Origin of the sequence: Cobetia sp. MC34 (assembly GCF_018340035.1) — a bacterium.
GTDB lineage: Bacteria > Pseudomonadota > Gammaproteobacteria > Pseudomonadales > Halomonadaceae > Cobetia > Cobetia amphilecti.
This window is the reverse complement of sequence record NZ_JADPPY010000013.1, coordinates 65,534-80,002: the sequence shown is the minus strand read 5'-3', so window position 1 is coordinate 80,002 and position 14,469 is coordinate 65,534. Positions and strand designations below refer to the sequence as shown.

Genomic DNA, 14,469 nt, shown 5'->3' with positions numbered 1-14,469 from the left:
TCACCTCCTTGTCGCTGGCCACAATCGGTGGCCAGGCGCTGTCACGGACAAATTGGCCTGACATCAACAGAATACGATATTGATGAGTCCAAACACGACGCCCCCCCCATTACACGCAGTGCAATGGGGGGCGTCGTAGTGTGTGAAGCGCAGGCTCAGGCCCTGACACAGATTCAGGCTCAGTGCAGTCGCAGGCCGACCTTGGTGATGCGATTGCCTTCCACCTCGTTCACCACCCAGTGGATGCCATGCCAGTCGACATCGTCGCCGACCACCGGCACCCCACCGACTCGACGGGTGATGAACTCGGCGATGGTCAGGTGGTGCTCGCCCTGGGAGAGCGTCAAGCCGTAGACATCGGCGATATCCTGCATGTTGGCATCGCCTTCCAGCGTGAAGGTCCCGAAGAAGGCGCGTTGCTCGTGCTGAAGACTCTCGCCATTGAACATGCGGTTGAGACTCGGCACATCACACGAGCGCCCCACCACGCACAACACATCCTGCTGATGCAGACAGGTGCTGCCCTTGGGGTGGATCAGCACCTTGTTGCGGAACAGCGCCCCGACCTTGGCCCCCGACGGGAAGCGCAGCATGCGCAGCGCCACGCCTTCCAGCGCCGTGTTGTCGACGCGATAGACCAGCATTTCGTAGTCATTGACCGGCATGATGCCGAGCAGATTGCGGCGACTGGGCTGTGCGCCCGGCGGCACCACCACCCGCAGCTTGCGCGCCATCGGCGCCAGCGACGAGCCCTGCACCAGCAGCGAGATGATGACCACGAAGAAGGCGACATTGAAGTAGAGACCGGCATTCTCGACCCCGGTGATCACCGGGAAGATCGCCAGCACGATCGGCACCGCCCCTCGCAGCCCGACCCAGCTTATGAACCACAGCTCGCGCCAGCGGAAGCGGAAGAACGGCTTGAGACACAGGATGACCGCCAGCGGGCGCACCACCAGAATCAGCGCCACGCTGAGGATGGCGGCCGGCAGCGCGAACTGCAGCATGGTCGAGGGCGAAACCAAAAGGCCCAGCATCAGGAACAGCACGATCTGCGAGAGATGCGCCAGACCATCATGCACCGGCAGGATGTGCTCCAGATGCCGGCCGGGGTGATTGCCGATCATCAGGCCGCACAGATAGATGGCGAGGAAACCGCTGCCGCCCATCTCGTTGGTGGTGGCGAACAGGCTCAGGCCCAGCGCCAGTGCCAGCAGCGAATAGAGGCCGGGCGCGAGGTCCAGATAGCGCATCAGACGGGCGATCAGCCAGCCGCCGGCGATGCCCATGGCGGCGCCGACACCGAACTGCAGCAGGAAGCTCATGATGCCCGACGCGACACCGGAGAGCTGACCGGTCAGGATCTCGGCCAGCGTGATGGTCAGGAAGATCGCCATCGGGTCGTTGGTGCCGGACTCGATTTCCAGCGTCGCACCGACACGCTCATTGAGGTGAACGCCCTGACCGCCCAGCAGCGAGAAGACCGCCGCGGCATCGGTGGAGCCGACGATGGCCCCGACCAGCAGGCCTTCGATCAGGGTGAGATCAAACAGCCACATGGCCAGAAGGCCCACCAGGCCGCTGGTCATGAAGACCCCGACGGTGGCCAGCACCAGTGCCGGTTTCAGGCCAGCACGAAACGTGGACAGCCGCGTGCGCAGGCCGCCATCGAGCAGGATGAGCGCCAGCGCCAGGTTACCGATCATGTAAGCGGATGAGGCGTCGTCGAACTGGATGCCCAGTACGCCATCTTCACCCGCCAGCATGCCAAGGCCGAGGAACAGCAGTAGCAGCGGCATGCCAAGACGCGCCGAGACGCGGCTGGCCAACACGCTCAAGGCGATCAGCGTGCCTGCCAGCAAGAAATAATAATTCAGGTTCTCTACCACGAGTGCTCCCCCGCCAAGCCCTACATCAGATCTCGAGTGACGTCCATGACGACTCACCCACAGTATTCCATGTTAGCGATGGGGCTGCAGAGAAATTTCACACCTTTCATGTACTTGCAGCGTGCAGCACGCGGATTTCACGCCAGGCTGCGCGGCGAGACCCAGGCAGGGGCTGCCGCAAGCTCAGCATAGGACCGCGGACCGAAGGCCTCCATCGCCCACAACAGCGCACGACACAGCTCACGCTGGCCATCGAGATCGATCATGCGCCCATGGCGCGAATAGCCCTTCATGAAGGCCTGACGCTGCTCCGGCGTTTCCAGCAGCAACTCCACCAGCGCCCAGTCGAACTCGATCGGCGCCCACACCAGCGCTTCCCAATCGCTCCATACCCAGCCAGTGGCGGCGCACAGATATTGATCGGCGCGCATGTCCGGCAGACACCACACCGCGCGAGTCGGTGCCGGGAAGGTGCGCTTGAGCAGCGTGCCAAGCTCCGCGCGACGCGGGTGATGGGCGAGAAAGCGCGTGACGCGGGTATTCCAGTGCAATAACGGCATCGACTGCGCCAGCGGCTGACCGAAGCCCGACACCGTATCCTGATGCAGGCGACCGAGCTGGTCGCCGAGCAGCTCACAGAAGGTGATGCTGAGATCACTCGGCTGCCCGCTGGACCACGGCAGGTGCCAGATGGGCGCGCCATCGAGACGCCCCAGAAAGGTCAGGGGCAGTGGCGGAATCGGCAGACGCGCGGGCAAGGCGCCCGCCAGTCGCGTCAGGCCCTCCGGCGTCGCCCAGCGATCTGCGCCGAAGACCCCGCGCATGGCGCGCCAGAAGGGGTCATGGTCTGGGCCGGTGCGCGCCAGCTTGATGAGGCCGGGCGTGCCGCCACGCTGGCGCCATAGCCAGTTGGCGCTATCCGGCCAGGCGAGTGCCAGCGGTTCGAGCGGTTGGCCCAGATAGGTCGAGAGCCGTCGGGTCAGTGACTCCTCGGGCCAGCCCCTGGGCACGGGACGCGGCTCGCCCACGGCCTCAGCCGTGCTCGGCCGCCGTGGGGGAACGGGATAACTGGAACAGGTCGAGAGATCCGGTGTGTCGGGCATGATGATCTCCTTGGGCTACACGTCTTGTTACAGTAATCCTCAGCATACCCAAGGCGTGGCACATCGGCATAGTCCGTTTCGCACGCCACCTCTGCCCTGCCCACCTGACCCGCCCACCTGACCCGCCCCCTGACCCGCGTCGGACAAGACACCGGCAAGACAGTGACGTTACACTGTCGGCCTGGATGGGGGTGCCCGAGGATGGGCTGAGAGCCGCAGCGATACGTCGCGCGACAACCCCTGGAACCTGATCCGGTTGATACCGGCGGAGGGAATCCCCGACGCGCGCCCTGCACGGCGCGTCACCTGCTTCCTCCTGCCGGCACGCCGCCTGACCACGGAATTGCCTGTGTCGCTGGGACTCACCCTCAACAACGCACGAATCGATTACGCCGGCCACACGCTGTTCCGCGATATCTCCGCGCGTCTGGAAGCCGGTAGCTGGACGGCACTGCTGGGGCGCTCCGGCTGCGGCAAGAGTTCGCTGCTGCGCCTGCTGGCCGGTCTGGAGATGTCAGACCTCCACCAGCTCGACCTCGCCACCGATGACGGACAGCCGCTGACCGACCGCGTGGCCTGGATGGCGCAGCAGGACCTGCTGCTGCCGTGGCGGCGCGTCATCGACAACCTGTGGCTGGGCGATGACCTGCGCCGGCGGCCGCGCAATCGCGAACTTGCCCATGAACTGCTGGCCGCGGTCGGGCTTGAGGGCCGTGAGCAGGCCTGGCCGGACGCCCTCTCCGGCGGTCAGCGCCAGCGCGTCGCCCTCGCCCGCACGCTCTACCAGCAGGCGCCGGTCGTGATGATGGACGAGCCGTTCTCGGCGGTGGATGCCATCACCCGTCTGGAGCTGCACGATCTGGCCAGCCGCCTGCTCAAGGGCCGCACCGTCCTGATGGTGACCCATGACCCGCTGGAGGCATTGCGCCTCGCCGATCAACTGCTGGTGCTGCGCCCGTCGAGCCTCCCGGGCCACGGCGCCGAGCTGGAACGCCTGCCGGGGCTTGGCGCCGCACGCCCGGTGCCGCTGGATGACCCGGCCCTGCCACCGGCGCAGGCGCAACTGATCGCCCGCCTGCGTGATAGCGAGGAGGCCGCATGAAACGTCTGCACGCCATGCGTCACCTCGTCATCAGCGCGCTGCTCCTGCTGGGGCTTTGGCAGCTGATCATTGCCGTCACCGCCGTACCGCCCTACATTCTGCCCACGCCGCAGGCCGTGCTCGAGGTGCTGATCCAGAAGGCGCCGCTGCTGGCCCATCACGCTGGCGTCACCATCAGCGAGATACTGGCCGGGCTGGTGCTGGGCATTCTGCTCGGCCTTGCCACCGCGCTGGCGCTGGCCTTCATTCCCCGCCTGCGCCGCACGCTGCTGCCGATGCTGCTGATCAGCCAGGTGATACCGCTGTTCGCGATCGCGCCGCTACTGGTGCTGTGGCTCGGCTATGACATGCTGTCCAAGGTGGTGATGGCGACGCTGATCATCTACTTCCCGGTCGCCTCCACCGGCTACGACGGCCTGCGTCAGACCCAGCAGGGCTGGCTGGATCTTGCCCATACCCTGGGCGCCAGTCCATGGCGCCGACTGATCCACATCCAGTTGCCCGCCGCGCTGCCGGCACTGGCCTCCGGCATTCGCATGGCCGCGACCGCCGCCCCCATCGGCGCCGTCATCGGGGAATGGGCCGGTGCCAGTCAGGGGCTGGGCTATCTGATGCTCAACGCCAACGCGCGCATGGAGATCGACCTGATGTTCGCCGCCCTGCTGGTGCTGGTCGCCTTCTCCCTGCTGCTCTATTTCTCGCTGGATGCGCTGCTGCGCGCCCTGATGCCCTGGCACCGCGACCGACTGACACGCCTGAGCTGAGGCGTTCAGGGCTCCGGGCAGACACTGCATGACCGCATGACCGCATGACCGCAAGATCGCAAAATCGCGTTACCGAAAGACGCAACGACGCTCGACACAAATTGCATGAGCCTGACGACTGCCGCCCACGAACGGCAGCACCACTACCCTGTGATCACAAGGAACTCCGCCATGTCTCTTTCGTCATCGGCGCCACGGCGCAAAACGCAGCCGACACGCTCACCGCGAGCCTCACTGCTGTCCACCGCCTTCGCCACCCTGCTGACCACGCTGTGTCTGAGCAGCCTGCCAGCCACCGCCATGTCGGCCCACGCCGCCGACGCAGAACCCGCCACCAGCACCCAGTCAGCGCCGGAAATCGTCGCTCAGCAGGCCGAAGTCGGAGTGAACGGCGACTCGGCCGCCTCCGCGCCGGTGGCAAGCCAGGAAGCCGTCGAAGCGACCGCCGGCGCCGCCGAACAGGCGAAGAACGGTGCTGAACCGACCGCGGATGCCTCGCCAGCCGCCAGCGACGAACAGAGCGCTGATGCTGACTCGAAGGACGTTGCCAATGACTCTGCCAAGGACGCTGCTACCGCCGAGCAGCCATTGACGCAGTTCAAGGTCATGCTCGATTGGTACACCAACCCCGGCCACGCCCCACTGGTGCTGGCGCAGGAGCTGGGCCTGTTCAAGAAGCACGGCCTTGATGTCGAGCTGATCGCTCCCGCCGATCCGAGCGTGCCGCCCAAGCTGGCCGCCGCCGAGCGCGTCGACATCGCCATCAGCTATCAGCCGCAGCTGCACCTGCAGATCGATCAGGGCCTGCCGCTGGTGCGTATCGGCACCCTGGTCGCCACGCCGCTGAATGTGGTGGTGGTGCGCGCCGACAGCGACATCCAGTCGATCGCCGACCTCAAGGGCAAGCGGGTCGGCTACTCGGTCGGCGGTGTCGAGGAAGTGCTGCTCTCCACCATGCTGCAGCACAGCGGCCTGACGCTGGATGACATCACGCTGACCAACGTCAACTTCTCGCTGACGCCGTCACTGCTGACGCGCAAGGTCGATGCCGTCACCGGCGCCTTCCGCAACTTCGAGCTGGTCCAGATGGCCCAGGAAGGCGTCAAGGGCCGCGCCTTCTACATCGAGGAAGAAGGCGTGCCGACCTATGACGAGCTGATCTTCGTCGCCAACAGCGACAGCTACGAGCGCAAGCAGGCCCAGTACGCCGGCTTCCTCGCCGCCGTCGGCGAAGCCACTGCCTGGATCATCAACCACCCGGACCAGGGCTGGGAGATGTTCCGCGACTCCGATCCGGCACTGGATACCGAGCTCAACAAGGAAGCCTGGTACGCCACCCTGCCGCGCTTCGCGCTGCGTCCTGCCGCGCTGGATGCCGGCCGCTATCGTGACTTCGAGGACTTCCTGTTCGAGCGCGGCATGATCAAGAAGCGCCAGTCGCTGAGCCATCTGGCCGTCGACGTCAACGCGCCCTGAGGCGTTGAGCGCCCAGAGCTCTTGAAACGCTGAGCACTTGCGCGCCCCATGCAAAACGCCCTGCCGGAGATTCCGACAGGGCGTTTTGGGTTCAGGACCGGCTCGCTCTCGCCGTCTTGTGCCTATTCGACAAGCGCTAGCGGCGTGCCAGGCGACGCGACAGCCACAGGATCTGCAGCGGCTGGATCACCAGCGCGATCATCAGCACCGCGACCAGCAGCGGCATGCCTTCCAGCGCGCCGCTCGGCGTGCTGACCAGCAGCCCGGCACCCACATAACTGCCGGCGGCAGAACTCAGATGCTGCACGGCACTCTGGGTGCTGGTGAAGGCTGCCCGCTCATGGTCGGCGGGAATGAAGCTGTTGAGCGTATTCTGGGTCACACGCCGCGCCGACGAGAACAGCATGTAGGCGCCGAAGCCGATCCAGATCAGCGACGGTCCCGGCGAATGCAGCAGGAAGGCCCAGCCGACCAGCGCCGTCATCAAGCAGGTGATGGTGCCCGGCCAGACACAGCCATAGCGATCACACAGCCGCCCCGTGAGTTGCATGCCGACCAGCGACAGCCCGCCGCCGATCATGTAGAGCCCGCCGAGATCCTCGCGCGGCAGGCCCAGATTGAACAGCAGATAGCTTGCCAGGTTGGGGATCACCAGGAAGTTGCTGAACATCGCCGTGGCGATCAGCGCCAGCCCCAGGCGATGGTCGGGCTGGGCCAGGATGTTCAGGATCGTGGTGCCCTTGCGGCTGCGCTGACGTGTCTCGGGGTTATCGAGATGGCCGCGGATAGGCGGCAGTATCCAGGCCAGCAGCCCGCACACCAGCAGCGCCAACAGCGCCACGGCGCGAAATGGCGCCTGCCAGCCGAAGCCCTGCGACAGCCACAGCGCAAATGGCAGCCCCAGCACCGAGGCCACCGAGAAGGCGCCCATCACCAGGCCCATGGCACGCCCCCGGCGTACCCCCGGCACCACGTCGATCACGATGGCCAGCGCCGTCGCCGCCGCCGGCCCGCCGAACAGGCCGCCCAGCATGCGCGCCGCCAGCAGGGTCTCGAAGTCGGTGGCGAAGCTGGCGATCAGGTGACAGAGCGCCGCGCCGAACAGGAAGCCCAGCACTGCCCAGCGGCGATCGAAGCGATCGGCGTGTCGCGTCCACAGCAGAGTGCCCACCGCGGCGGCCAGCGGATAACTGCCGACGATATAGCCAAGGTGATCCAGCGGAATGCCCAGCGAGGTGGCAAAGTCGGGGCCCAGCGCCATCACCATGGTGAAGCCCATGATGACGGCGAACTGCAGCAGGGTGACCAGCGCCACCACCAGGCGCTCGTGGGTGGTCACCGGCGAGATGACCCGCTCGCTCGCGGCCGGCTGACAATTTTCGGAGTGACGGCTCGGCGTACTCAAGCGAGTGCGACGCGATCAAGGAACGTCACCACCGCCTGCTGGAACTCGCTGGCACGCTCGGCGTGCAGCCAATGGCCGGCCTCCAGCGAGTCATCTTCCAGCGCAGGGAAGTGTTCGCGCATCGTCGCCAGGCCCTCGGCCTGCACGTAGTTGGAGCGCGAGCCCCACAGCAGCAGCGCCGGCAGCTCGACCGGCCCCTGGCCGTGCGGCGCCTCGACGATCTGCGGGTAGCCCGCCGCGATATGGTCCAGCCCGACGCGCCAGCCCATGGCGCCATCGTCGAGACGCACCAGATTGGTGGCGAGGAACTGGCGAATGGCCGGGGTATCGACATGCTGCGCCATCACCGTGTCGGCCTCCTTGCGTGAGGCCGGGCGCGCGTCACGCACCGCCTCGAAGGCGGCAAAGATATCGTCATGCCCGTGGCCATAGACGACCGGCGCGATATCGGCGACCAACAGGCTGCGCAGACGCTCGGGCGCCTCGAGCGCGACCTGCATGGCGACCTTGCCGCCCATCGAGTGGCCCAGCAGGTCACAGCGCTCGATGGCGAGGCGGTCGAGCAGCGCGATGACATCCGCGGCCTGCTCGGGGTAGCTCATGCCGGCCACGTGCGGGCTGCGGCCGTGGTTGCGCAGATCCACCGCGATCACGCGGCGCGTCCGCGACCATGACTTGATATGCGAACGCCAGTTGTCGGCACTGCCGAACAGGCCGTGAAGAATGACCAGCGGCGTCGCGTCCTGCTGGCTCGTTGTCTGTTCCTCGGCGCCATCACGAGCATCGCTCTCGTGGTAATAAAGCTCGACCGTTGTGCTCATCATCATCTCCATGGACGCTAGACAGACCGTTACGCTCCCCGTGGCTCAGGCGCAGTAGCTCAGGCTCAGCGGCGTGGCTCAGCGGCGTGGCTCAGCGGCAGCCGGCTCGCGGGGAGCGCCTATGTTAGCAAACTATCAAGCGCGCGGCGGCTCCGTCCTCGACGGCTCAGCGCGGGCTGGCTTCCAGATAGACCTTGACCGCCTGCCACAGCGGGCTGCGGTAACGCTCCGGGTGCCACAGCATCGAGAAGCGCCGCTTCAGGTTGAGCTGGGGCGTGGCCAGCACCACCAGCTCGCCACGCGCGATCTCGGCCGCCACTGACAGCCGCGACAGACACCCCAGCCCCAGCCCGGCGAACACGGCCTGCTTGATGGCTTCGTGCTGGCCCAGCTCCATGCGCACCTTGAGGCGCTCGATCCGCCCGTGCAGTGCACGCTCGAAGACCGCCCGCGTGCCCGAGCCCCCCTCGCGCAGAATCCAGTCGGCGGTGGCGAGGTCCTCGTCGCTGAGCGCCACGCCACGCACGGCCAGCGGATGGCTCGGCGGCGCCACCACTACCAGCTCATCCTCGCGCCAGGTCTGGCTCATCAGGCGCGGCGCATGACAGTCGCCCTCAATCAGGCCGAGCTCGGCGTCATAGTTGAGCACCGCCTCCACCACCTGATGGGTATTGCGCAGGCGCAGATTGAGCTCGGTGCCCGGATGTTCGCGCATGAAGGCCCCCGCCAGCCCCGGCAACAACCAGGTGCCGATGGTGGCACTGGCGGCGATTTCCAGCTCACCACGCAGGTTGCCATCCACCACGCCGGGCTCACGCGCCTCCAGCTCCAGCGCGTGGGTCTGTTCCAGCAATTGCTCGGCGCGCGCCAACAGGCGGCGACCATTGGCGTTCAGGGCCAGGCGACGGCCGAGACGCTCGAACAGCTGCACCTCGAGATGACGCTCAAGCTCGGATAGCCCCTGACTCGCCGCCGATTGCGACAGGCCGATCTCGCGCGCCGCGGCACTGACGGAGCCGTGGCGGGTCACCGCCACGAACACTTGCAACTGGCGCAGCGTGATGTGGATCTGCATATCGGTTTTTCCGGTATGTAATAAAAGAATAATCGACTAACTGCCGAATAATATTCCCGAATAGACTAATCATCAAACCAGAGACACTAAGCAAGCGACGCAGACTCAAGCGCCCTTGCCGATGACAGCCGTGCACCCCACGCCAGCGCACGACCCATAACAAGACAGGCCATGTTCCGCACGGGATAGGCCACTTTCCTCAAGGAGAATACTCATGGACGCACAGACCCTGACTCCCCCCGCCACTGCCGAGCGCTTGCGCCGCATGTTGCCGGGCCTCGCCCTGTGTGGCGGCCTGACCCTGGTGGGACTGGCACTGCATTCCATTCCGGCGCTGGCCTCCACCGGCATCAGCCCGCTGGTCTTCGCCCTGCTGTGCGGTATCGTGGTCGGCAACCTGCCGATCACCAGCCGTCACGCCGCGGCGCTCTCCCCGGGGCTGCATATCGCGACCAAGAAGCTGCTGCGTCTCGGCATCATCCTGTTCGGCCTCTCCATCACCCTGCAGCAGATTCTCGGCCTGGGCTGGAGCGTCGTCTTCCTCGATGTGCTGGTGATCACCGCGGTGCTGAGCAGCGGCTACTACATCGGCACGCGCTGGCTGGGGCTGGACCGCGACACCGCACTGCTGACCAGTGCCGGTTCCGCCATCTGTGGCGCCGCGGCGGTACTGGCGACCGAATCGATGATCAAGGCACGCCCGGCGGCCACCGCCATGGCCGTCGCCACGGTGGTGCTGTTCGGCTCGCTGGCGATGCTGGTCTACCCGCTGCTCTACCCGCTGAGCGGCATGCATGAAGGCCTGTTCGGCATCTATATCGGTTCCACCATCCACGAGGTCGCTCAGGTCGTGGCCGCCGGTGAAGCGGTCGGCCCGGACGCCTTGGCCAATGCGCTGATCGTCAAGTTGATGCGCGTGATGATGCTGGTACCCTTCCTGCTGCTGTTGCCGAAGCTGTGGGCCATGCGTGCCCGCGCCGAGGGCGATGACCGCGAAACCGGCGGCAGCATGACGATTCCATGGTTCGCGCTGGGGTTCATCGCAATGGCTGGCATCAACAGCACCGGCGCGATCCCGGCGGCAGTGCACTCAAGCCTCTCTACTCTCGGCAGCGTGGCACTGACCATGGCCATGGCGGGCCTGGGCGTCGAGACTCGCATCGATCGTCTGCGCTCACTGGGCATGAAGCCTTTCCTGCTCGCGCTGATCCTGTTCACGCTGTTGATCGTCGGTGGCTTTGGCGCCAACCTGCTGCTGATGGGCTAGTCCACAGCACGGCAGTGATTGATTGCCACAATGACTTTGGTAGTACGGCTCAATTGGCAAACCCGGGCAGGCTCAAGCACAATGGCGGTCATCGATTACTCACCGGCAGTGCCGGCGCCATTTTCTCGGCCCACCCATTACGGGCTGAACGAGAGTCACGAACCTTAGGAGAGTCTCATGCTTGCAGTCATTTTCGGTCGTCCGGGTTGCCCTTTCTGTGTCCGCGCCAAGGACCTCGCGGAAGAGCTCACCGCCAAGCGCGATGATTTCGACTTCCGCTACATCGACATCCATGCCGAAGGCATCAGCAAGGCCGACATGGAAAAGACCATCGGCAAGCCGGTCGAGACCGTGCCGCAGATCTTCGTCGATCAGACCCACATCGGTGGCTTCACCGAGTTCAACCAGTACGTGCAGGACGAAGCTCTGATGCCGCAGGCCTGATCGCCGCCATCAGCCGCTTCACTGCTGAAGCCCTCGCCATTGGCGGGGGCTTTTTTGTGCCTGCATCACCGCCTCCCACCCCTGGTCACGACACTTACTCGCACCACAACGCTGTGCGCAAGGTCGCGTCTTGCGCACCTTGCCGCTTGCGACAAAAGGAGGGGCCAGCGACAATCGCTGCCTTCTCCGCCCGTGTATGCACAAGGACACGCACATGAACATGTTGATGGAAGGCGCCGTGCTGCTGGGGTGCGCGGTGGTTGCCGTGCCACTTTTCCAGCGTCTGGGCCTCGGCTCCATCCTGGGCTATCTGGCCATCGGGGTACTGCTGGGTCCGTCGTTGATCGGCTTCATCTCGGAGCCTGGCGAAGTGCTGCACTTCGCCGAATTCGGGGTCGTCATGCTGCTGTTCATGATCGGACTGGAACTGGAACCCAAGCGCCTGTGGGACATGCGCCTCAAGCTTGCGGGCCTGGGCAGCGCCCAGATGCTGCTGTGCGGCGCCCTGCTCACCCCTGTCGGCCTGTGGCTGGGGCTGGAATTGCCCGCCGCCGTGTTGCTGGGCCTGATTCTGGCGCTGTCCTCGACCGCCTTCGCGCTGCAGGTATTGAGCGAGAATCAGCAGCTGGCGACGCCGCACGGCCAGTCGACCTTCGCCATCCTGCTGTTCCAGGACCTGGCGGTGATCCCGCTGCTGGCCCTGATGCCGCTGTTCGCTGACAACTTCGATGCCTCCACCGGCACCAACTGGATCGGCATCGCCAAGGGCATCGGCATGATCGCGGCGGTCATCATCGTCGGCCGCCTTGTCGTGCCGCGCCTGCTCAAGATGGTCGCGCGCAGCGAGATCCACGAGATCTTCACCGCCGCGGCCTTGTTCGTGGTGATCAGTACGGCGCTGCTGATGGAGTGGGTGGGCCTGTCCATGGCCCTGGGCGCCTTCCTGGCCGGGGTGTTGCTGGCCGATACCGTCTACCGCCATGAGCTGGAAGCCAACATCGAGCCCTTCAAGGGGCTGCTGCTGGGGCTGTTCTTCATGGCCGTGGGCATGTCGGTCGACGTGTCGCTGGTGATGGAGCGTCCGCTGACCGTGCTGGCGCTGACGCTGGCGCTGATGTTCGGCAAGGTCATCGTCATCACGCTGGTCGGACGCGTCGCACGCCTCAAGATGGCCGAGGCCCTGCCGCTGGCCGCGGTCCTGTCACAGGGTGGTGAGTTCGACTTCGTGCTGTTGACCGCCGGCATGGCCGCCGGCATCTTCGATCAGACCCTCACCAGCCTGGTGATCAGTGCGGTGACCCTGTCGATGGCTGCCACGCCCTTCCTCTATCGCTATGCCCGCCACCTCGGCGCCACCAGCGAAGCCAAGCGTCCCTATGATGAGGACTTCGGTGAGGAGACGCCGCAGGTGGTGATCGCCGGCTTTGGCCGCTTCGGCCAGATCAGCGCGCGCATGCTCAAGAGCCAGGGCATCAACTTCACCGCGCTTGACCCCAATATCACCCAGGTCGAGTTCGTGCGTCAGTTCGGGTCGCGCATCTTCTACGCCGATGCCAGCCGCGCCGAATTGCTGCGGGCAGCGGGTGCCGAGCAGGCCAGGATCATGCTGGTGGCGGTCGATGATGCCGAGACCTCGACAGGCATCGTGCGCATGGTGCGCCATCAATTCCCGCACCTGAAGCTGTTCGTGCGTGCCCGTAACCGCCACCACGCCTGGGAGCTGATGGAACTGGGCGTGGAGCACGTGATTCGTGACACCTATGCCAGCAGCCTGGAGATGGGCGGAGAATTGTTGGTGGCGATGGGCTACCCCAGTGCTCGCGCGGCGGAAGTGGCGCGTGCGTTCCGGGAAATGGATGACAACATGCTCAAGCAGAACTACGAGCACCGTCACGACCAGAAAGCACTCGTCAACAGCGAGCAGGCCGCCATGGTAGAGCTCAAGCGTCTGTTCCAGAACAATCAGGACTGACGTCGCACGACTCGCCAGAGCGCTCCGTGGCGCCTGAAAAGACACAAGGGCCGCCCCGGCAGGGGCGGCCCTTGTCGTTGGGGCACTCGGCAACACCTTGCGTGCAGACCCGCTTCCTCGAAAGGCGAGCGGCCCGAGCCCTGCTCAGCCCTGCGACAGGCGGCGGGACGTCAGGCGCGCCCGCCACTGCGGGCCGAACAGATAGGCGCACAGCCCGATCACGATCAGCAAGGCCCCGGCGAGCACGCGGCTGGAGACCAGCTCATCATTGAGCACCGCGCCCAGGCTCATGGCGAAGATGGGGGTGATCAAGGTCGCCAGCGCCACCGTGCTGGCCGACAGGCGTGACAGCACGAAGTAGTAGCACAGGTAGCCGATCAGCGAGCCGAAGATGCCAAGGTAGAGGATGGCCGCCATCGGGCGCCCCTCCGGCAGGGCCTGCGGCACGCCATCGACGATCAGCGCACACACCAGATAGAGCGGCAGAGAGACCAGCAGCGCACCCTCCGTCTGCACCAGCGGATGCAGTCCTGCCCGCTCGCGCTGCACCAGTACCCCCGAGGCCGCGAAGCAATTGACGGCCAGCAGCATGGTCAGCACTCCCTTCCAGCTGCCAGGCGGCAACGCCAGGGAATCCGAGACCGCGACGGCCAGTCCACTCAATGCCAACGCAAACCCCATCCACTGCAACTTGTCAAGTGGAGCACTTTTCAACCACCAGCGTGCATAAAGCCCTGATAGCAAAGGTGCCAGTCCAAACAGTAACGACATGATACCGCTTGGTAACCAGGCCGCAGAGAGGTAGGCGAAGTACATGCCACCCCAGATACCCAGAGCGGCTGCCGAGTAGCTGCGCAGTGCCCCACGCGAAAGGTCCATTTTCAGCCCCATCATGCGTAACAATGGGTAACCGAGGCATGCGGCAATTAACATTCTGCCCATCGCCGACCAGGCAGGCAGCCAGCCCGAGGCGCTCCACGAGATGGCCAGCGGTGTCGTCGACCACACCATGAGAACCACGCAATACGCCACCAGCACTGGCATTTTTACTCTCCGATCAAGAAACGCGAAAAAACGGATAATGGCGTTGAATACCCCTTTGCACGACTACCTATAATCGCTCCAGCACTGAGGTCATAGGGGCCGTCCAA

Annotated in this window: 12 protein-coding genes and 1 riboswitch; of the genes, 6 read left to right on the top strand and 6 right to left on the bottom strand. The window is 65.3% G+C overall.

Translation table 11 applies throughout. The features are described 5' to 3' along the window. Positions 1-179 precede the first annotated feature (179 nt). Positions 180-1,889 (bottom strand): potassium/proton antiporter, encoded by a 1,710-nt coding sequence (locus IZU87_RS09250; protein ID WP_131431696.1) that lies wholly within the window; start codon positions 1,887-1,889, stop codon positions 180-182. Positions 1,890-2,026: 137 nt separating this feature from the next. Continuing rightward, the gene (locus IZU87_RS09245; protein WP_213114321.1) at positions 2,027-2,992 is read right to left on the bottom strand and encodes a phosphotransferase family protein; all 966 of its coding nucleotides are present in this window, start codon (positions 2,990-2,992) and stop codon (positions 2,027-2,029) included. A 177-nt stretch (positions 2,993-3,169) separates the two neighbouring features. Beyond that, a riboswitch (TPP riboswitch) is annotated at positions 3,170-3,283 on the top strand. A gap of 58 nt (positions 3,284-3,341) precedes the next feature. Between IZU87_RS09245 and IZU87_RS09240 the strand changes: the two genes are divergently transcribed. The 3 genes from IZU87_RS09240 (at position 3,342) to IZU87_RS09230 (ending at position 6,334) form a co-directional block, all read left to right on the top strand. Next, positions 3,342-4,094 carry an ABC transporter ATP-binding protein gene (locus tag IZU87_RS09240; protein ID WP_200019406.1) on the top strand — a complete coding sequence of 251 codons (753 nt, stop codon included), beginning with the start codon at positions 3,342-3,344 and terminating at the stop codon, positions 4,092-4,094. Next, positions 4,091-4,858 (top strand): ABC transporter permease, encoded by a 768-nt coding sequence (locus IZU87_RS09235; protein ID WP_131431694.1) that lies wholly within the window; start codon positions 4,091-4,093, stop codon positions 4,856-4,858. Before IZU87_RS09240 ends, IZU87_RS09235 begins: the two co-directional genes overlap by 4 nt. Before the next feature lie 171 nt (positions 4,859-5,029). Continuing rightward, positions 5,030-6,334, top strand: a complete 1,305-nt coding sequence (locus tag IZU87_RS09230) for an ABC transporter substrate-binding protein (RefSeq protein ID WP_249330510.1) — start codon at positions 5,030-5,032, stop codon at positions 6,332-6,334. Between the two features lie 136 nt (positions 6,335-6,470). Here IZU87_RS09230 and IZU87_RS09225 read toward each other — a convergent pair whose 3' ends face one another. The 3 genes from IZU87_RS09225 to IZU87_RS09215 all read right to left on the bottom strand — a co-directional run bounded on the left by IZU87_RS09225 (position 6,471) and on the right by IZU87_RS09215 (position 9,635). Then, complete coding sequence (locus tag IZU87_RS09225; protein WP_213114320.1) at positions 6,471-7,739, bottom strand: MFS transporter; 1,269 nt, start codon at positions 7,737-7,739, stop codon at positions 6,471-6,473. Beyond that, positions 7,736-8,560 carry an alpha/beta fold hydrolase gene (locus IZU87_RS09220; RefSeq protein WP_349305175.1) on the bottom strand — a complete coding sequence of 275 codons (825 nt, stop codon included), beginning with the start codon at positions 8,558-8,560 and terminating at the stop codon, positions 7,736-7,738. Before IZU87_RS09220 ends, IZU87_RS09225 begins: the two co-directional genes overlap by 4 nt. Before the next feature lie 166 nt (positions 8,561-8,726). Continuing rightward, positions 8,727-9,635: a LysR substrate-binding domain-containing protein gene (locus IZU87_RS09215; RefSeq protein ID WP_043335040.1), complete on the bottom strand. Its 909-nt coding sequence runs from the start codon at positions 9,633-9,635 to the stop codon at positions 8,727-8,729. Between the two features lie 214 nt (positions 9,636-9,849). Here IZU87_RS09215 and IZU87_RS09210 point away from each other — a divergent pair, with 214 nt between their 5' ends. From IZU87_RS09210 to IZU87_RS09200, 3 genes are all read left to right on the top strand, one after another. Continuing rightward, positions 9,850-10,902, top strand: coding sequence for a YeiH family protein (locus IZU87_RS09210; protein WP_249330509.1), 1,053 nt, complete (start codon positions 9,850-9,852; stop codon positions 10,900-10,902). A 177-nt stretch (positions 10,903-11,079) separates the two neighbouring features. After that, positions 11,080-11,346, top strand: a complete 267-nt coding sequence (locus tag IZU87_RS09205) for a GrxA family glutaredoxin (RefSeq protein ID WP_043335038.1) — start codon at positions 11,080-11,082, stop codon at positions 11,344-11,346. Between the two features lie 214 nt (positions 11,347-11,560). Continuing rightward, complete coding sequence (locus IZU87_RS09200; protein WP_107335164.1) at positions 11,561-13,318, top strand: monovalent cation:proton antiporter-2 (CPA2) family protein; 1,758 nt, start codon at positions 11,561-11,563, stop codon at positions 13,316-13,318. A gap of 144 nt (positions 13,319-13,462) precedes the next feature. Here the strand turns inward: IZU87_RS09200 and IZU87_RS09195 are convergent, their stop codons facing one another. Further along, a complete protein-coding gene (locus IZU87_RS09195; RefSeq protein WP_213114318.1) occupies positions 13,463-14,362 on the bottom strand; it encodes a DMT family transporter in 900 nt (299 codons plus the stop codon). Positions 14,363-14,469: the final 107 nt, after the last annotated feature.